The 18,816-nt window shown below is 71.6% G+C and carries 12 protein-coding genes; 10 read left to right on the forward strand and 2 right to left on the reverse strand.

What is annotated here, in order from left to right; all coding sequences use genetic code 11:
- Positions 1–3 precede the first annotated feature (3 nt).
- Positions 4–1,341: a diguanylate cyclase gene (locus tag ASF58_RS04365; protein WP_156375517.1), complete on the reverse strand. Its 1,338-nt coding sequence runs from the start codon at positions 1,339–1,341 to the stop codon at positions 4–6.
- 321 nt (positions 1,342–1,662) lie between these two features.
- On the opposite strand from ASF58_RS04365, the gene ASF58_RS04370 reads away from it, so the two are divergent.
- Both ASF58_RS04370 and ASF58_RS04375 read left to right on the forward strand, forming a co-directional pair.
- A complete protein-coding gene (locus tag ASF58_RS04370; protein ID WP_055947679.1) occupies positions 1,663–2,262 on the forward strand; it encodes a nitroreductase family protein in 600 nt (199 codons plus the stop codon).
- Positions 2,263–2,272: 10 nt separating this feature from the next.
- A complete protein-coding gene (locus tag ASF58_RS04375) occupies positions 2,273–3,889 on the forward strand; it encodes an AMP-binding protein (protein ID WP_055947682.1) in 1,617 nt (538 codons plus the stop codon).
- Positions 3,890–4,015: 126 nt separating this feature from the next.
- On the opposite strand, the gene ASF58_RS04380 is transcribed toward ASF58_RS04375, so the two are convergent.
- Entirely contained in the window at positions 4,016–4,300 is a 285-nt protein-coding gene (locus ASF58_RS04380) for a hypothetical protein (RefSeq protein ID WP_055947685.1), read from the reverse strand.
- 243 nt (positions 4,301–4,543) lie between these two features.
- Between ASF58_RS04380 and ahcY the strand changes: the two genes are divergently transcribed.
- The 8 genes from ahcY (at position 4,544) to addA (ending at position 18,756) form a co-directional block, all read left to right on the forward strand.
- The gene (gene ahcY / locus ASF58_RS04385) at positions 4,544–5,974 is read left to right on the forward strand and encodes an adenosylhomocysteinase (RefSeq protein WP_055948829.1); all 1,431 of its coding nucleotides are present in this window, start codon (positions 4,544–4,546) and stop codon (positions 5,972–5,974) included.
- Positions 5,975–6,286: 312 nt separating this feature from the next.
- Complete coding sequence (locus tag ASF58_RS04390; protein ID WP_055948832.1) at positions 6,287–8,785, forward strand: PAS domain-containing sensor histidine kinase; 2,499 nt, start codon at positions 6,287–6,289, stop codon at positions 8,783–8,785.
- Positions 8,786–8,977: 192 nt separating this feature from the next.
- Positions 8,978–10,504, forward strand: a complete 1,527-nt coding sequence (gene tsaE / locus ASF58_RS04395; RefSeq protein ID WP_082512860.1) for a tRNA (adenosine(37)-N6)-threonylcarbamoyltransferase complex ATPase subunit type 1 TsaE — start codon at positions 8,978–8,980, stop codon at positions 10,502–10,504.
- Positions 10,505–10,581: 77 nt separating this feature from the next.
- Positions 10,582–11,319 carry a nucleotidyltransferase family protein gene (locus ASF58_RS04400; protein ID WP_055947690.1) on the forward strand — a complete coding sequence of 246 codons (738 nt, stop codon included), beginning with the start codon at positions 10,582–10,584 and terminating at the stop codon, positions 11,317–11,319.
- 67 nt (positions 11,320–11,386) lie between these two features.
- Positions 11,387–14,521 (forward strand): double-strand break repair protein AddB, encoded by a 3,135-nt coding sequence (gene addB / locus ASF58_RS04405; RefSeq protein ID WP_055947693.1) that lies wholly within the window; start codon positions 11,387–11,389, stop codon positions 14,519–14,521.
- Positions 14,522–14,587: 66 nt separating this feature from the next.
- Positions 14,588–15,001: a PIN domain-containing protein gene (locus ASF58_RS04410; RefSeq protein ID WP_055947695.1), complete on the forward strand. Its 414-nt coding sequence runs from the start codon at positions 14,588–14,590 to the stop codon at positions 14,999–15,001.
- Positions 15,002–15,019: 18 nt separating this feature from the next.
- A complete protein-coding gene (locus ASF58_RS04415; RefSeq protein WP_055947698.1) occupies positions 15,020–15,268 on the forward strand; it encodes a hypothetical protein in 249 nt (82 codons plus the stop codon).
- Positions 15,265–18,756 carry a double-strand break repair helicase AddA gene (gene addA, locus ASF58_RS04420; RefSeq protein WP_055947701.1) on the forward strand — a complete coding sequence of 1,164 codons (3,492 nt, stop codon included), beginning with the start codon at positions 15,265–15,267 and terminating at the stop codon, positions 18,754–18,756. Before ASF58_RS04415 ends, addA begins: the two co-directional genes overlap by 4 nt.
- Positions 18,757–18,816 lie beyond the last annotated feature (60 nt).

Consider the following 18,816-nt stretch of genomic DNA (forward strand, 5'->3'; position numbering starts at 1 on the left):
CGCTCAGGCCGAGCGTCGCCGGGCCGGTGTCTCTCCGGCCGGCCAGGCGGCCAGGGCCGGCTCGGCCTCGCGGCCCGGCCCGACCTCCGCGCGGCGCGCGGCCCCCTCGCATCCGGTGCGGTTGCGCCCGGCCGACTTCGCCCGGTAGAGCGCCGCATCGGCGGCCTCGACCAGCGCCGCCGCCGTCACCGCGCCGCCGGGGCTCGCCGCGACGCCGACGCTGACGGTGACGTGTTCCAGGCCGTCACCGCGCCCGGCATGCGGCAGGGCCAGGGCGTTCAACGATTGGCGGACCCGCTCGGCCAGGACGATGGCCGCCGCGCTGTCGAGGCCCGGCAGCAGCAAGGCGAACTCCTCGCCGCCGTAGCGCGACACGAGATCGGCGCTGCCGCAGACGCGGGCGGTCAACAGGCGCGAGATCGCGCACAGGCACGCATCGCCGGCCCCGTGTCCGTAATGGTCGTTGAAGCGTTTGAAGTGGTCGACATCCACGAGCATCAGCGCGAACGGATCGCCGTTGCGCGAGGCCTGCCACAGGGCATCGAGACGCTGCGAGAAGGCCCTCCGATTGGCCAGGCCCGTCAGCGGATCGGTGGTCGAGAGGCGGGTCAGGCGTGCATTGGCGACCACGAGCTGCTGCGCGCGCAAGGATTCCCGCAACGTATAGAGGTAGTTGCGGCGGTTGGCGCTCTCGATCTTATGCGCGGCCCCGAGGCTGAAGGCGGTGCCGATCAGCATATCGAGCCGGGCCAGGCCCACGAGGTCCGGGGCGATCTCCGGGTGGGCGGCGAGGGCGAGCCCGCCGGCGAGCGCCGTCGTCCCGGACACGATGCAGGCCCAGTTGAACCGGAGCGCCAGGGAGATGTTGGCGAAGATCACCGTCAGCCAGATCGCTGTGGTCGCGTGGGCGACGTTGGGTCCGTGGCCGAGCCACAGCGTGACCACCGGAATCGCCGCCGCCGCGAGGACGCCGAGGCCGCACAGGGCCTCCCGGGTGCGGGCGCTCACCCGGCTGAGGGCCACGAAGATCCCGATCGCGAGCGGCGTCATCACGGCGAACCGCAGGGCCAGGTTCAGCGTCGCGACGTCGGGCGTGGTGACGAAGGCGGCCCAGGCATAGAGGTGGAAGACCGCGAGGCCGATGAGGGTGGTGCGCCGCAGGTGGCGAACCCGCCGGCGTCCGGTCTCCGCCTCGAAACGGCTTTCGAGTTCGTCCGGGAAGACGAGGCGCCAGCGCGTCGCCTGCAGGGTCCGTTCGATGAGCGCCAGCAGACGGTCGCTGGTGCGAAACGACAGGGAACCCGGATCGTCGGACGATCCGGCAGCAGACGAAGCGATCACGCGCGGGGACATCCATGGGCAGGTGGGCGAGGGCCAGGCGAGCGACGTCGACCCCTGCGCCGAGAGTGACCGCAACTCCTGTCGGCATGCTTTCCCCGATCGTTACAATCCGAGCGATCGACGGCGCGGGACCCCTGCATCGCCGCCGGACTCCTCCCGGCATTCGTGGGGTGCGACGGTGCCGGACGGAATGGACGATTGCCTCCCGGGGCCCACCTCGTGCATGCCTCGTCCGGATCCGGGCGTGCCGCCACGGACCGCGTGCGGGCCTGCCCGTCGCCATGACTTGACCCGGATCTCTTCGCCGCCTGGAGCCCGCCCGTGACCGTCTCGAATCCGCGCCAGCCCGATCACGACATCGATCCGCTCTTCATCGAGCGCTGGTCTCCGCGCGCCTTCACGGGCGAGGCCGTGCCGGAATCCGAGCTTCTGCGCATGATCGAGGCCGCGCGCTGGGCTCCGTCGTCCTACAACTCCCAGCCCTGGCGCTTCGTCTACGCCCTGCGCGGCACGCCCGCATGGGAGACCTTCCTCGACCTGCTGGTGCCGGGAAACCGCAAGTGGGCGGAGGGGGCCGGCGCCCTCGTCATCCTGGTCTCGAGCAAGCTGATGAAGACCGGTGACGGGCTGAAGCCCTCGGCGAGCCATTCCCTCGACACCGGGGCCGCCTCGGCGAACTTCCAGCTCCAGGCGATCCGCCAGGGCTGGCACGTGCACGGCATGGGCGGATTCGACAAGGAGCGCTCCGTCAGCGTGCTCAACGTGCCGCCGGACCATCAGGTCGAGGCGGCCTACGCCGTCGGACGCGCGGCGAACCCGGCCGATCTCTCCGAGGAGCAGCGGGCCAAGGAGGTGCCGAACGGCCGGCGTCCGATCACCGATTTCGCCTTCGCCGGTGCCTTCAAGGCCCGCGAAGCCTGAGTCGTCCGCCGTGCTGAGGCCCGCCCCCGACTATGCCGGGCTCGTCGCCGGTTTCGCCTGGGACATCCCGGAGCGGTTCAATCTCGGCGTCGATGTCTGCGACCGCTGGGCCCAGCGCGAGCCCGGCCGGGTCGCGATCCAGGAGGTCGTCGGGGCGCAGGTCTCGGAGGTCACCTTCGGGGACCTGCGGGATCGCTCCGACCGTCTCGCGACCGGATTGCGGGCGAGGGGCGTGGTGCCCGGCGACCGCGTCGGCGTCCTGCTTCCGCAATCGGCCGCCGTGGTGATCGCCCATGCGGCGGCCTACAAGCTGGGAGCGATCGCCCTGCCGCTCGCCGGCCTGTTCGGGCCGGACGCCCTCCGCTACCGCCTCGCCGACGCCGGCGCCCGCGTCCTCGTCACCGACGCGGCCGGCCTCTCCAAGGTCGAAGCCCTCCGCGCCGATCTGCCGGCGCTCGAGCTCGTGGTCTGCGTGGACGGCGCGCGGGGCGCGGCCCTCGACTACGAGACCCTGCTCGCCGAGGCACCGGGCGGGTTCGTCCCGGTCGACACCCGGGCCGATGATCCGGCCCTGATGATCTACACCTCCGGCACAACCGGGCTGGCCAAGGGCGCGCTGCATGCCCACCGGGTGCTCCTGGGGCACCTGCCGGGCTTCTGCATGATGCACGATTTTCCCCCGAAGGCCGGCGACCGGATGTGGACGCCCTCCGACTGGGCCTGGGCCGGCGGCCTGCTCAATGCGGCCCTGCCGAGCCTGCATTTCGGCGTGCCGGTGGTGGCCTGCCCGAGCTTCCGGTTCGAGCCGGACGCCGCGTTCCGGCTGATCGCCGAGCGGGCGGTCACCCTCGCGTTCCTGCCGCCCACGGCCCTGCGCATGCTGCGCGGCGTCGCCGATCCGCGCGGGCGCTTCGACCTGTCTCGCCTGCGCAACATCGCCTCCGCCGGCGAATCCCTCGGTCCGGAAACCTTCGACTGGGCGCGGCGCGAGCTCGGGCTCACCATCGGCGAGGCCTATGGCCAGACCGAGTGCAACCTCGTCCTCGCCGCCTGCCGGTCGGCGGGGGTGGCGCGGGCGGGCTCCACCGGACGCCCGGTTCCCGGGCACCGGGTCGCGATCCTGCGGCCGGACGGCCGCGAGGCCGCCACCGACGAGCCCGGCGAGATCGCCGTTGCGCGGCCCGACCCGGTGATGTTCCTGCGCTACTGGAACCAGCCCGAGGCGACGGCGAGGAAGTTCTCCGGCGACTGGATGCTGACCGGCGATGCCGCCCGGCGCGACGCCGACGGCTACGTCCATTTCGTTGGGCGCGAGGACGATCTCATCACCTCGGCGGCCTACCGCATCGGTCCCACCGAGATCGAGGATTGCCTCGGCGCGCACCCGGCCGTGGCCCTCGCCGCCGCGGTCGGCAAGCCGGATCCCCTGCGCACCGAGATCGTGAAGGCCTACGTCGTCCTGCGCCCGGGCTACGAAGCCTCGGAGGCGCTGGCCGCCGAGATCCAGGCCTACGTGCGCACGCGTCTCTCGGCCCACGAGTACCCGCGCGAGATCGCGTTCCGGGACAGCCTGCCCATGACCACCACGGGCAAGATCATCCGGCGGCAGCTGCGGGACGAGGTGTGAGCCTTATCGGACCGTGACGCGGTAGCGCGCACGGCCGACGTTTCCCGCCGGATCGACGATCTCGATCGCGAAGTCGTCCGGTCCGGTATAGCCGGGCGTCGCGGTGTAGAAGACGAAGGTCGCGGGTCACTTGCGGACATTGCAGCGCGCGCGGGCGTTGAACATCGGGAAGTTCGGAAAAGCCTGTCCCTGCCCGACCTGGACGTGGCCGTCATGCGGCGGGTCGATGATGCTGATCGTCATCCGACCGAGGGACCGACAGGTCGGGTCGAGCGACGAGAACGAGCCCAGCGTGAGCCGGCTGCCCGACAGGGCAACTTTCTCGAAGGTGGCCATGCGCATCGGGGCGGCCTCGGCCGTCTCGAGCGGGGCGAGACCGAGGGCGATGGCGAGGACAAGGTATCGGTGCATGGCTTGCCGCTCCGCTCTTCGTGCGAACGCGCCTGAGCATGCCCGAGTCGTGCGTCGAGGAAAGCCACAACCGCCCGTACGAGATACACGTTGTGGACGATTTGTCAGTCGGCTTGGGCGAGCCGTCCGGGGAGCCCCAGTTGGAATCGTTCGCATAAAGACATCTTTATATCTTGATTGCCTCCCGTCCGGCGCCCTGCTATAGGCCACGCCGACACGTCACGCGAGATGGAGCGAACCGCCATGGCCCAGACTTCCCCGGCCCAGACTGCCTCGGCCCAGGATTATATCGTCAAGGACATCGGCCTGGCCGATTACGGTCGCAAGGAGATCTCGATCGCCGAGACCGAGATGCCGGGCCTGATGGCGACGCGCGAGGAGTTCGGTCCGTCGCAGCCCCTGAAGGGCGCGAAGATCGCCGGCTCGCTGCACATGACGATTCAGACGGCCGTGCTGATCGAGACCCTGAAGGCGCTGGGCGCCGACATCCGCTGGGTCTCCTGCAACATCTACTCGACCCAGGACCATGCCGCCGCCGCCATCGCCGCCGCCGGCATCCCGGTCTTCGCCATCAAGGGCGAGACCCTGGGGGAGTACTGGGACTACACCGCGAAGCTGTTCGACTGGCATGACGGCGGCATGCCGAACATGATCCTCGACGACGGCGGCGACGCCACCATGTTCGTGCACCTGGGCCTGCGCGCCGAGAACGGCGACACCGCCTTCCTCGACAAGCCGGAATCCGAGGAGGAGGAGATCTTCTTCGCGCTCCTCAAGAAGAAGCTCGCCGAGAAGCCGAAGGGCTGGTTCGCCGGTCTGGCCGATTCGATCAAGGGCGTCTCCGAGGAGACCACCACCGGTGTGCACCGCCTCTACAACCTCGCCAAGGAGGGCAAGCTGCTCTTCCCGGCGATCAACGTGAACGACGCCGTCACCAAATCCAAGTTCGACAACCTCTACGGCTGCCGCGAGTCGCTGGTCGACGGTATCCGCCGCGGCACCGACGTCATGATGGCCGGCAAGGTCGCCATGGTCGCGGGCTTCGGCGACGTGGGCAAGGGCTCGGCCTCGTCGCTCCGCCATGCCGGCTGCCGCGTCCTCGTCTCCGAGGTCGATCCCATCTGCGCGCTCCAGGCCGCGATGGAAGGCTACGAGGTCGTGACGATGGAGGACGCCGCTCCGCGCGCCGACATCTTCGTCACCGCGACGGGCAACAAGGACATCATCACCATCGAGCACATGCGGGCGATGAAGGACCGCGCCATCGTGTGCAACATCGGTCACTTCGACAACGAGATTCAGGTCGCCGGCCTGAAGAACCTCACCTGGTCGAACATCAAGCCGCAGGTGGACGAGATCACCTTCCCCGACGGCCACCGCATCATCCTCCTGTCGGAGGGACGCCTGGTGAACCTCGGCAACGCCACCGGCCACCCGTCCTTCGTGATGTCGGCCTCGTTCACCAACCAGACCCTGGCCCAGATCGAGCTCTGGACCAACCCGGGCAAGTACGAGAAGCAGGTCTACACCCTGCCCAAGGCCCTCGACGAGAAGGTCGCGCTCCTCCACCTCGAGAAGATCGGCGTCAAGCTCTCCAAGCTCCGTCCCGACCAGGCCGCCTATATCGGCGTCTCCGAGAACGGCCCGTTCAAGCCCGACCACTACCGCTACTGAACACCGCTCCGGCGCCCCTCGCGGGGCGCCGCGACCCGTCGAATCCCGTCCGCGAAGCCCGGCCCCGTGCCGGGCTTCCGCACGTTCGGGGGCGCCGCCCGCCCGCCTGCGCAGTGTGGCTTTTCTGCGCTCCTGCGCGGCCATCGCCTCTGAAGCCTCTAAAGTTAAGCTTAACCCTCTTCCGGGACGATTCCGCCTCGCGCTAGTGTGGGCTGATTCCTCAGATGGAGTGGCTCGCAGCCGGCCTCCGGCCTGTTGCGGGATGGGCGCCTTTCGGCGTCTCATCGAAGATTCGTGGAGGCGGGACGGATCATGAGGGTCGAACGAACGGCGCGCGCCCTGCTGTGCGCCGGCTCTCTGGTCGTTGCCGTGGCCGGTCTCCCGGCGCGGGCGGCCGGGACGGGGATGGATGCCGGCGCTGCCGTCTCGGGGTTCGGGCAGCACACGCACAACGCCGCCGGTCTCGCCATCCTGATCGGCTTGACGGTGTTCTCCACCATTGTCGCCCTGCTGCACATGCGCGAGCGCAGCCGCTGGACCCGGCGCGAGCGCGACCTCGTCACCGAACTGTCGGCCCTGCGCGAGTCCCACGACCGCGCCGAGATGCTCCTGAACGCCGAGCGCCAGGTCCTCATCACCTGGTCGGGCCGCGGCGCCCCGACCATCGAGGGCGATCTCGGACTCATCGATGCCCGGCGCGCGCCCGGCGACACCGATCTCGGCCTGCCCGGCTTCGAGACCTGGCTGCACGCGGTCGATGCCGATGCCCTCAACACTGCCGTCGAGGCGCTCCGCGCCCGCGGCGCCGGCTTCCGCCTGAGCCTGCGCACCCAGTCGGGCCGCTTCATCGATGCGCACGGGCAGGCCCTGTCCGGCCGCGCGATCCTGCGCCTGCGCGAGACGACGGACGAGAAGCGCGAGCTCATCGACCTGCGCCTCACGCTGTACGAGGCCAAGCGCGGCCTCTCGGCCCTCGGCAGTCTCCTCGACGCGATCCCGCAGCCGGTCTGGCGCCGCAACCGCGATGGGGCGCTCGCCTGGGTCAACCTCGCCTACGTCGCGGCGGTGGAGGCCGGCACCCGGGAGCATGCGCTCGAGGGCGGCGTCGAACTCCTCGACCGCCAGGCCCGCGACCTCATTGCCCGCGACGATTCCGGCCGCCTGGCCACCGGGGGCCGCGTGCCGCATCGCCTCTCGGCGGTGGTGGCGGGTGGGCGGCGCACCCTCGACGTCACCGAGAGCGCGATCGAGACCGGTCGGGTCGGCATCGCCGTCGACGTCTCGGAGCTCGAGAGCGTCCGTGCCGACCTGCAGCGGCAGATGGATGCCAACGTCCGCACCCTCGACCAGCTGCCCACCGCCGTGGCGATGTTCGACGCCCGCCAGCGCCTGATCTTCCACAATGCCGCCTATCGCCAGCTCTGGGACCTCGATCCGGTCTTCCTCGACGGCCGCCCCCTCGACGGCGAGATCCTCGACCGGCTGCGCGCCGCCCGGAAGCTGCCCGAGCAGGCCGACTTCAAATCCTGGAAGGCCGACGTGCTCGCCGCCTACCGGGCCGTGGAGGCCAACGAGGCCTGGTGGTATCTGCCCGACGGACGCTCGCTGCGCGTCGTCGCCGATCCCAACCCCCAGGGCGGCCTGACCTACCTGTTCGACGACGTCTCGGAGAACATGAAGCTCGAATCCCGCTACAACGCGCTGATGCGGGTGCAGGCCGAGACCCTCGACACCCTGAAGGAGCCCGTGGCGGTGTTCGGCGCCGACGGCCGGCTCACCTTCGCCAACCGCGCCTTCGCGACCCTGTGGCGCCTCGACCCCGAAACCCTGCGCGAGCGCCCCCGGGTCGATGCCGTCATCGCCGCCTGCCAGACCCTCTCGCCCGACGAGGACCCGTGGATCGACATCCGCGGCGCCATCACGGGCCTGGAAAGCCGCGCCGGCCTGACCTGCCGCCTGGAGATCGTCGACGGCACCGTCCTCGACTGCGCCGCCCAACCGTTGCCCGAGGGCGCGACGCTGCTCACCCTGATCGACGTCACCGCCAGCGTGAACGTGGAGCGCGCACTCACCGACAAGAACGACGCCCTGGAGCGCACCTCGCAGCTGCGCGACACCTTCGTGAACCACGTCTCGTACGAGCTGCGCTCGCCGCTCACCAACATCATCGGCTTCACCCAGCTCCTCGGCGACGAGACGGTGGGCGCCCTGAACGAGCGTCAGCGCGAGTATTCGGGCCACATCATGCGCTCGTCGGGGGCGCTGCTCGTGATGATCAACGACATCCTCGATCTCGCCTCCATCGACGCGGGCTCCCTCGAGCTGACCCGCGAGGTGGTCGACGTCCGCGCCACGGTCGATGCCGCCGTGCGCGGGCTCGAAGATCGACTCGCCGATTCCGCCATCGCCCTCGATCTCGACGTGCCCGACGACGTCGGGAGCTTCGTGGCCGATGGCAAGCGCGTCCGGCAGATCCTGTTCAACCTGCTGTCGAACGCCGTCGGCTTCTCGGCGCCGGGCCAGCAGGTCCGCGTCGAGGTCCGCCGCAACGCCTCCGAACTGACCCTGGCGGTGGCCGACCAGGGGCAGGGCATGCCGCCCGACGTCGCTTCGCGGGTCTTCGACCGGTTCGAGAGTCACACCCTCGGCACCCGCCATCGCGGCGTCGGCCTCGGCCTCTCGATCGTGCGCTCCTTCGTGGAACTGCATGGCGGGCGCGTCAGCCTGGAATCGGCCCCCGGCGCCGGCACCCGCGTCACCTGCACCTTCCCGATCACCGAGCCGACCGCGCGGCGGGATGCCGCCGAGTAGGGGCTTCGGGCGGGGGCGTCCCGATGGAGCCTTCGGTCTGTCCGCGATTTGGTTAAGGATGCTCCGGTATGACAGCGGGGCTCCGCGCGATCCGGATCCGGCCGCGGCGGCGCACGGCCATGGAGGAGTTGGGCGTTGAACGAGGATGGTGCCGACACGCCCCAGCGTGAGGTGAAATCGGCCTGGGAGATCATGCTCCCGGAAGAGAGCGCCACCGAGGATCTCGGCCGTTTCCTCGCGGGGCTTCTCGTGCCGGGGGACATCGTCGCCCTGTCCGGCGGCCTCGGCGGCGGCAAGACCACCCTCGCGCGCGCGCTGATCCGCGAACTCGTCGGCGATCCCGACCTCGACGTCCCGAGTCCGACCTTCACGCTGATCCAGCCCTACGAGGCCGCCGACGGGCGCGCCATCGTGCATGCCGATCTCTACCGCCTGCGCAGCCCCGACGAACTCGTGGAGCTCGGCTTCGACGAGATGGCCGAGACCGCCATCACCCTGGTGGAGTGGCCCGAGCGCCTCGGACCCCGCGACGCGCCGATGCTGATCGTCGACCTGTCCCTGCGGGCCGAATTCGGGGATGGGGCGCGCTTTGCCCGCATCGACGGCAGCGGCGGCATGGTCGCCCGGCTGAAGCGGGCGCGGGCGCTGCGCATCCTCCTCGTCCGCAGCGGCTGGGACGAGGCCACCCGCATCAACATGCAGGGCGACGCCTCCTCGCGCGCCTACGAGCGGCTGGTGAAGCCGGACGGCAAGAGCGCCGTGCTGATGATCTCGCCGCCCCGCGCCGACGGCCCGCCGGTCCGCAACGGCCGCCCCTACAGCGCCATCGTCAAGCTCGCCGAGAGCGTGCACGCCTTCGTGGGGATGGACCGGGGCCTGCGTGCCCTCGGTTTCTCGGCCCCCCGCATCTACGGCGAGGACCTCGCCGAGGGCCTGCTGATCCTGGAGGATCTCGGCTCCGAACCGGTGGTCGACGCCAATGGGCCGCGCCCGGAGCGCTACGCCGAGGCGGTGCGTCTCCTGGCCAAGCTCCACGCCACCGAGTTGCCGGGCGTGCTGCCCGTGGCCGACGGCATCGACCACGTGCTGCCGCCCTATGATCTCGAAGCCCTGGTGTTCGAGACCGAATTGCTGCCCGACTGGTACTGCCCGGCCATCCGGGGAGCCGATCTGCCCCACGCGGCCCGGTCCGAATTTGTGGCCCTGTGGGCGGAGGTGCTCGACAGCATCAAGCCCGACCGCCCGACCTGGACCCTGCGGGACTACCACTCGCCGAACCTGATCTGGCTGCCCGAGCGCGAGGGACTGGAGCGCATCGGCGTCATCGACTTCCAGGATGCGGTCCTGGGCCATCCCGCCTACGATGTCGCCTCGCTGCTCCAGGACGCGCGCGTGGACGCCACGGCGGAGTTCGAGCTGCGCCTCCTCGGCCTCTACGTGCGCGAGCGCCGGGCCCGCGAGCCCGACTTCGACATGCAGGCCTTCGCCCGGGCCTACGCGGTGCTGGCGGCCCAGCGCGCCACGAAGATCCTCGGCATCTTCGCCCGCCTGGATCGGCGCGACGGCAAGCCGGCCTACCTCGCGCACCTGCCGCGCATCGAGGGCTACCTCGCGCGCAACCTCAACCACCCGGCCCTGACCCACCTGCGCCTCTGGCACGAGGCGCACCTGCCGCACCTCGTGCCGAAGGCCGCGGGCGAGCCGGCCGAGGGCGCCTGACAATCCGCGATGCCCGCGCAAGGCTGCCCGAGGGCGGCCGCGCCCGCCCGAGACCTCTCCGACGAGACGAAGCCGCCATGTCCGACACAGCCCCCATCACCCGCGCCTTCGTCCTCGCGGCGGGTCTCGGCAAACGGATGCGCCCGATCACCGCGACGGTGCCCAAGCCCCTGGTGGAGGTGGCCGGCCGGGCGCTCCTCGACCATGCCCTCGACCGGGCGGCCGAGGGGGGCATCACCGAGGCGGTGGTCAACGTCCACTACCTGGCCGACCTGATCGAGGGGCATGTGCGCAAGCGCCAGACCGCCCCGAAGATCGTGCTCTCCGACGAGCGCGACGCCCTGCTGGAGACCGGCGGCGGCGTGAAGAAGGCCCTGCCGCTGCTCGGCGACCACCCGTTCGTCGTGTTCAACGCCGACTCGTTCTGGCTGGAGGGCCCGGAATCCAATCTCGGCCGCCTGATCGCCGCCTGGGACCCGGCCGCGATGGACATTCTCCTCCTCGTCGCCCCGACCGCGACGAGCCTCGGCTACGAGGGCAACGGCGACTTCGCGATGGATTCGTCCGGGGCTCTGGAGCGCCGCGGCGAGCGCGAGGTGGCGCCCTTCATCTATGCCGGCGTCGCCATCCTGAAGCCCGGCCTGTTCGCCGAGACCCCCGAGGGGGCCTTCTCCCTCAACCTCCTGTTCGACCGTGCCATCGCGGCCGGCCGGCTGCACGGCCTGCGCCTCGACGGGCAATGGCTCCATGTCGGCACGCCGGAGGCGATCACGGCCGCCGAGGCCCGGGTGAAATCGACGGCACCCACGCCCTGAGGGCCGATCGGCGATTCGACGCGCCGCCGCATTCCCGGGCCGGGGATTTGGTGGCATGGAGGGTGGGATGCCGACCTCAGACGTCTCCGCCCCCCACGTCTTCTCGATCCCGCCCGGCGCGCCCTTCCTGCCGACCCTCGCCGACGCCCTGATTTCGGGGCGCCTCGTGGGCGCGATCGGCGACGATCCCTTCGCGCTCGCCTCCATCACCCTCTACCTGCCGACCCAGCGGGCGGTGCGGGCGCTGGCCGCGATCCTCGCCGCACGCCTCGGGCACGCGGCCCTGCTGCCCCGGATGGTCCCCCTCGGCGAGGCCGACGAGGCGGAACTGGACCTGGCCGCCAACCCGCTCCTCGAGAACGGCCCCGATCTCCTCGCGCCGGCGATGCCGCCCCTGGAGCGCCGGCTCATCCTCGCCCGGCTCGTCCAGGGCTGGGCCGAGGCGGTGGACCGCACATTGCTGCCCATCGACGACGACGTGCCCTTCCTAGTGCCATCCTCCCCCGCCGACGCGATCGGGCTCGCCGCCGACCTGGAACGGCTCATGGACGCGCTCACCGTCGAGGGGCTGCCCTGGGCCGAGATCGGCGGCGCCGTCGAGGCCGAGTACTCGCGCTACTTCGGCCTGACCCTGGACTTCGTGAAGATCGCCGCCGAGGCCTGGCCCGGGATCCTCGCCGAGCGGGGCATGAGCGACCCGGTTTCGCGCTCGCGCCGCCTCGTCCTGGCCGAAGCGGACCGGCTGATGCGCGAGCGGCCCGCCACCCCGGTGATCGTGGCGGGCTCCACCGGCTCGGTGCCGGCGACGGCCCGGCTGATCGCCGCGGTGGCGGCGCTGCCCCGCGGCGCCGTGGTGCTGCCCGGCCTCGACTCCGAACTCGATGCCGCCGGCTGGGACGCCATCGAGACCGGCGAGGGCGTTTCGCGGGAGATCGCTCATGGCCACCCGCAGGCGGTCCTGCATCGCCTCCTCGGTCCCGCCGGTCTCGACCGCGACCGGATGCAGGTCGCGTCCCTGGGAGACCCCTCCGCCGAGTCCCGGGCCCGCTTCGGGTTGCTGTCCCAGGCCCTGCGCCCGGCCGAGACCACCGAGGCCTGGGCGGCCCTCGACCCGGCCGAGCGCGCCCGGCTGGCGGAGGAGGGCATGCAGGGCCTCGCCGTGGTCGAGGCCAGCGACGAGCGGGAAGAGGCGCTGATCATCGCCATCGCCTTGCGCGAGACCCTCGAAATGCCCGGCGCGACGGCGGCCCTGGTGACGCCGGACCGCGGCCTGGCTCTGCGCGTCGCGGCCGAACTGGCCCGCTGGGGCATCGTCGCGGAGGATTCCGGCGGCGAGGCCCTGTCGCGCAGTCGGGCCGGGCGCTTGGCGCGCCTCGCCGCCGAGGTCGCGGCCGATCTCGAGCCGGCCCGGCTGATCACGCTCCTGTCCCATCCGTATGTCCGCCTCGGCATGCCGCGCAGCGACGTGGTCCGGGCCGCCGCCGCCCTGGAGATCGGGACCCTGCGCGGCCCCGCCCCGGCACCGGGCTTTGCCGGTCTGCAACAGGCCCTGGCCGATCAGCGCACCGCCACCGGGCGACGGCCCCGGGCCAAGCGCCGCCTGACCGAACGCGACTGGGACCTCGCCGCCGATCTTCTGAACCGTCTAGAGGTGGCCTTCGACGGCTTCCTCGACGCCGATCACCGCGGCGTCGGAAACCTCGTCGCCTACGCCGCCTGCCACCGTGCCACCTTCGACAGGCTGATCGACGCGGCCGAGGGCGAGGCCGTCGACGATGCGTCCCTGGGCGTCCTCGACACCCTGTTCGACGACCTGGAGCTGGCCGAGCCCGGCCTGCTTCCGGGCCGTTTCGGCGACTATCCCGCCTTCTTCACCGCCTTGGCCCGCGAGCGCATGGTGGCCTGCAGCGACGGGCGCCCGCATCCGCGCCTGCGGATCCTCGGTCTGCTGGAGGCGCGGCTGATGAGTGTCGACCGGGTCGTGCTCGGCGGCCTCGACGAGGGCGTCTGGCCGATGCAGACGACCACCGACGCCTTCCTGAACCGACCCATGCGCGAGCGCATCGGCCTCAACCCGCCCGAGCGCCGGATCGGCCAGAGCGCCCACGACTTCGTCCAGGCGCTGGGCCACCACGACGCCCTCATCACCCGGGCGGCCAAGCGCGAAGGCGCGCCGACGGTGCCCTCGCGCTTCCTGCAGCGCCTGCGCGCCTTCACGGGCGACGCCTGCTGGAGCCAGGCCCTCGCCGCCGGGCGCCGCTTCTCGGCCTACGCCGCCGCCCTCGACCAGGGCACGGGTCCGGCGCAAGCCCGCTTGAAGCAGCCCCGGCCCAAGCCCGATCCGGCCCTGTTCCCCAGGTCTCTGAGCGTCACCGAGGTGGAGACCCTGGTGCGCGACCCCTACGTGATCTTCGCCCGGCACGTCCTCGGCCTCGATCCCCTGGATCCGGTGGCGGCCGAGCCCGGCGCCGCCGACCGGGGCACGCTGATCCACGAGATCCTGGGCCAGTTCGCCCAGGACCATCCCGAGGCGCTGCCCGAGACGGCGGTGGAGCGGCTGTTCAGCCTGGCCCTGAACGCCTTCCAGCCGATCTCGGACACCTATCCCGAACTCTACGCGGAATGGTGGCCGCGCTATGAGCGGCTGGCCGCGCACTTCCTCGCCTGGGAGGTGGAGCGCCGGGCGCAGCTGACGCGGGTGCACCCGGAAATCTCCGGCAAGTGGGTGATCCCGATGGGCACCGAGACCTTCACCCTGCGGGCGCGGGCCGACCGGATCGAGCGGCGCCGCGACGGCGGGGCCTGCATCGTCGACTTCAAGACCGGGCTGCCGCCGAGCAACAAGGAGGTCTTCGCCGGCTTCTCGCCCCAGCTCACCCTGGAGGCGGCGATGCTCATGGCCGGGGCCTTCGACGGCTTCCCCGCCACCACGCTGACGCCGGACCTCCTCTACGTCCACGCCTCGGGCGGCCGCAAACCCTTCGAGCCCCTCGCGGTGAAGCCGCCGCGCGGCGACGAGCGCGAGGTCGCCGCCATCGTGGACGAGCACGTGGCGCGCTTCCGCGGCCTCGTGGCCCGCTTCCTCACCGGCGAGGCCGCCTATACCTCGCGGCCCTATCCGAAATACGCCAAGTCCTACGGCGACTACGACCACCTCGCCCGGGTGCTGGAATGGTCGCTCGGCGGCGAGGGTGAGGGATGAGGCGCGACGCCGCGACCGATCAGATTGGGCCCTTGACCGATATCGCCCCCGATATCATTTTGAGGAATGATCGTCGTGGATGCCAACGTCTTGCTCGGCGCGCTGCGATCACGCAACGGAGCATCCCATGCCGTGCTGCGTGGTCTGCTCACCCGCCGGTTTTCGTTCGCGCTCTCGCCAGCGATGGTTCTCGAGTACGAGGATGTCCTCAAACGACCGGGACTGCTGGGTCCCACACCCTGGATCGACGAGGCCGAGATCGACACGATCTTGGACGCTCTGTGCGCGACGGCCGTCCTGACCCTGCCCTGGTTCCGATTCAGGCCGTTCCTCGATGATCCGAAGGATGATCTCTACGTCGAATGTGCCCTGGCCGCCGGAGCCGCGTTGATCCTGACCCACGATCGCCACTTCCGGAAGCCGGTCCTATCGGCTTTCGGCCTGCAGGCGATGACCCCGCAAGCCTACCTGACCCTCTGACAGACACGAGGATGGGCCATGCCGAACTTCGCACTCCGTCTGCCCGACCACGTCATGTCCCAGGCCAAGACGGCCGCTGACGAGGACAACGTTTCCATCAACCAGCTGCTGGTCGCCTTCATCGCGGAAGGGTTGGGCCACCGCCGCGGCCTGAAGGCGCTTCACGCTCGCGCCGAGCGCGCCGACGTGGACGCGGCCCTGGCCCTGCTCGACGGGGCGCCCGACGTCCCGCCCGAGCCGAAGGACCGGATGAGGCTGGACCGATGAGCGGCGTGGCTGTCCGCGAAGCGTTCGTCGTCGACGACCTCACAAAGGCGGCGCAGCGCAAGGCCGCCGATCCCCGCGCCTCGGCCTGGGTCTCGGCCAATGCCGGCGCGGGCAAGACCAAGGTCCTCACCGACCGGGTGGTGCGGCTGCTCCTCGACGGCGCGCCGCCCGCCCGCATCCTCTGCCTGACCTTCACCAAGGCGGCGGCGGCCAACATGTCGATCCGGGTGTTCCGGGTGCTCGGCCGCTGGGTGACGCTGGACGAGGCCGCCCTCTCGGCCGAACTGACGGAGCTCACGGGGGAACGCCCAGCGCGCAAGACGCTGCAGGTGGCCCGGCGCCTGTTCGCCCGTGCAGTCGAGACGCCCGGCGGCCTCAAGATCGAGACGCTGCACGCCCTCTGCGAACGCCTGCTGCACATGTTCCCCTTCGAGGCGAACGTGCCGGCCCGCTTCGTGGTGCTGGACGAGACGCAGGCGGCGGAGGCCTTCCGGATCGAGACCGGGAACGTGCTGGCCGACGCCATCGGCGGCCGGCATCCGCATCTCGGCGAGGCCCTCGCCGTCGTCGGCCCCGAGGCGACGGGGGATGCCCTGCGCAAGGCGATCCGCAGCGCCATGCGGGCGCGGGACGTGCTGGACAGCCGCTTCGGCCTCGAAGGGCCCTTCGCAGCGCTGGCCGACGCCCTCGGGGTCCGGGCGGGCGAGAGCGCGGCGGCGATCGAGGCGCGCATGCTCGACGGGGTCCTGGGCGATCTCACAGCACTCGCCGGTCGCCTGCGCACCGGCAAGGCCACCGATGACGGCATCGCCGACAAACTGCTCGTGGTGGAAGCGGCGGCCACACCGGCCGAGGCCCTGGAGACGTACCTCGGCATCTTCTTCACCAAGGAGGGCACGCCGAAAGCCGACCGGAGCCTCGGCACGAAAGCGGTGCCGGAGGACGCCAAGCAGGCGCTGTGCGACGAGCGCGACCGCCTTGAACCGCTGCAGGACACGCTCCGCGGCGTGCGCGCCCTGGAGCGCACCCACGCCCTCTTCACCCTCGCGGGCGAGATCCACCGCCGGGTCGAAGCCCAGAAGGCCCGCCTCGGCGCCCTCGACTTCGACGACCTGATCCACAAGACCCTCGACCTCCTCGGCCGGGTCGATTCCACCTGGGTGCTGTACAAGCTCGACCGCGGCGTCGACCACGTGCTCATCGACGAGGCGCAGGACACCAACCCGCACCAGTGGGAGATCCTGCGCCGCATCACCGCGGAGTTCGCCTCCGGCGAGGGAGCTCGCGAGGTCGCACGGACCCGCTTCGCCGTCGGCGACCCGAAGCAGTCGATCTACAGCTTCCAGGGCGCCGAACCGCGCGAATTCGAGACCACCCGCCGTGACTGGCAACGGGCGGCCGCGGGCGCCGACCTCGCTTTCGAGGACGTGCGGCTCGAACTCTCGTTCCGCTCGGCCGGCGGTGTCCTGCGCGCGGTGGACGCGACCTTCAAGATCGCAGCCCATTACGAGGGCCTGTCCTTCGACGACACGGCCGTCGGCACCACCCACAGTACCGCGCGCAAAGCCGCGCCCGGCACCGTCGAACTCTGGCCCATCGAGGAGCCTGCGGACGAGCCCGAGCCCGACGCCTGGGCCGCTCCCGTCGACGCGCCCGAGACCAACGCGCCGGCCATCGTCACGGCCCGCCGGGTCGCCCGGGCCGCCCTGACCTGGATCACCAGCGGCGACGAGACCGGCCGGGTCTGGCGGCCGGGCGAGATCCTCATCCTGGTGCGCAAGCGCTCGGCGGCCTTCGAGGAGGTCATCCGCGCCATGAAGGCCCTCGGCGTGCCCGTCGCCGGCCAGGACCGCCTCGACATCGCCGCCCACATCGCCGTCAACGACCTCGTGGCGGTGGGCCGCGCCGGACTCCTGCCGGCCGACGACCTGACCCTGGCCGGCGCCCTGAAGACGCCCCTCGTCGGCTTCGACGACGACGACCTCGTGCGCATCGCGGCCCGTCGCGACCTGCACGAGACCCTGGAGGATGCGCTGGCCCGGCACGCCGCCGCCGGCGACCCGGCCGCGATCCGGGGCCATGCGGCCCTGACATCCTGGATCGCACTGGCGGCCTGCGAGGGACCGTTCGGGTTCTACGCCGCGCTGCTCGGCGCGCGGGGCGGCCGGCGCGCCCTGGTCTCCCGCCTCGGCGGCGAGGCCGGCGACGCCATCGACGTCTTCCTGATGACGGCGGCGCAGGCCGAGCAGGCGCCCGACGCGCCCTCCCTCGGTGGATTTCTGGCCCGCTACGACACGGTTCCGGGGCGCGGGGAGGGCGGCCACACGGTCAAGCGCGATCTCGATTCCGGCCGCGACGAGGTCCGGGTGATGACGGTGCACGGGGCGAAGGGGCTGGAGGCGCCGGTGGTCGTCGTCATCGACGGCTGCGAGGCCCTGGGCCGCAACGATCCGCCGCTCCTGCCGCTCCTGTCGGGGGTGCAGCGCTTCGGCCAGGGCGCGGCGCCGCTGCCGCCGATCTGGGCCGGGGCCAAGGCGGGCGACTGCGAGGCCGTGACGGAGGCCCGCGCCACCCTGCAATCCCGCGCCCGCGAAGAGCACAACCGTCTGCTCTACGTGGCGATGACCCGGGCCGCCGACCGCCTCGTCATCGCGCCCCATCGGGGGCACGAGGCTCCGAGCGAGGCGGCCTGGTGCGAGATGATCCGCACGGGCATGGAGGAGTCCTTCGGCTCCGGGGAGGTCCTGGAGACCGCCTACGGCGCCGCGACCCTGTGGCGCGAGGGCGGCGCGGCGCAGCCGGCGGCCCCGGCTCCCTCGATGCCGGAAGGGCCGCCGGAGCTGCCGGCCTGGCTGGAGGCGCCCGTCCCGGCCGAGGTCGAGGCTGCCCCTCCGGTGACGCCGTCCGGCGCGCTGGGAGCCGCCGACACCCGCCGCGAGCCGGGCCAGCGCCAGGCCGACAGCGAGGCGCGCCGGCGCGGGACCCTGATCCACTCCCTGGTGGAGCACCTGCCGCGGATCGACCCGGCTCAGCGGGAGGCCGCCGCGACCGCCTTCGTGCGCGCCCGTGCCCCCGGATTCGACCGGGCCAAGCAGGACGGCATCGTCGCCGCGACCCTGCACCTCTTCGCGGAAGCGGACCTGGCCCCGCTCTTCGCACCGGAGGCGCGGGCCGAGGTGACGCTGTCGGGACGGGTCGTGGTCGGAGGCGTCTCGCGTCCGGTCTTCGGTCGGGTCGACCGCCTGGCCATCGCCGAGGACACGGTCTGGGTCGCGGATTTCAAGACGGGCCGGCCCCCGCGGGCGGGCGCGCCGCTGCCCCGCGCGGAAGCCGGGCAGATCGCCCTCTACGCCGCGCTCCTGGCGGAGATCTACCCGCGCCACCGCGTGGTCCCGATGCTGGTCTGGACCTCGGGCCCCGTCATCCGCCGGCTCGATGCCGACGCGGTGGCGGCCGCCCTCGACGCGCTGGCGCAGAGGGCGGCGTGAGCACTCGGGCCCGTCAGGTTCAATTTGAGCCGGACAGACCTTCAATGCCTGACTCGACGC

The organism is Methylobacterium sp. Leaf125 (assembly GCF_001423085.1).
Taxonomy (GTDB): domain Bacteria; phylum Pseudomonadota; class Alphaproteobacteria; order Rhizobiales; family Beijerinckiaceae; genus Methylobacterium.

Coding starts and splice junctions, on each gene's coding strand:
- ASF58_RS04390 (WP_055948832.1), top strand. CDS start 6,287: ATGAGGGTCGAACGAACGGCGCGCGCCCTGCTGTGCGCCGGCTCTCTG.
- ASF58_RS04400 (WP_055947690.1), top strand. CDS start 10,582: ATGTCCGACACAGCCCCCATCACCCGCGCCTTCGTCCTCGCGGCGGGT.
- addA (WP_055947701.1), top strand. CDS start 15,265: ATGAGCGGCGTGGCTGTCCGCGAAGCGTTCGTCGTCGACGACCTCACA.
- ASF58_RS04380 (WP_055947685.1), bottom strand. CDS start 4,300: ATGCACCGATACCTTGTCCTCGCCATCGCCCTCGGTCTCGCCCCGCTC.
- ASF58_RS04415 (WP_055947698.1), top strand. CDS start 15,020: ATGCCGAACTTCGCACTCCGTCTGCCCGACCACGTCATGTCCCAGGCC.
- ahcY (WP_055948829.1), top strand. CDS start 4,544: ATGGCCCAGACTTCCCCGGCCCAGACTGCCTCGGCCCAGGATTATATC.
- addB (WP_055947693.1), top strand. CDS start 11,387: ATGCCGACCTCAGACGTCTCCGCCCCCCACGTCTTCTCGATCCCGCCC.
- ASF58_RS04410 (WP_055947695.1), top strand. CDS start 14,588: ATGATCGTCGTGGATGCCAACGTCTTGCTCGGCGCGCTGCGATCACGC.
- tsaE (WP_082512860.1), top strand. CDS start 8,978: ATGCTCCCGGAAGAGAGCGCCACCGAGGATCTCGGCCGTTTCCTCGCG.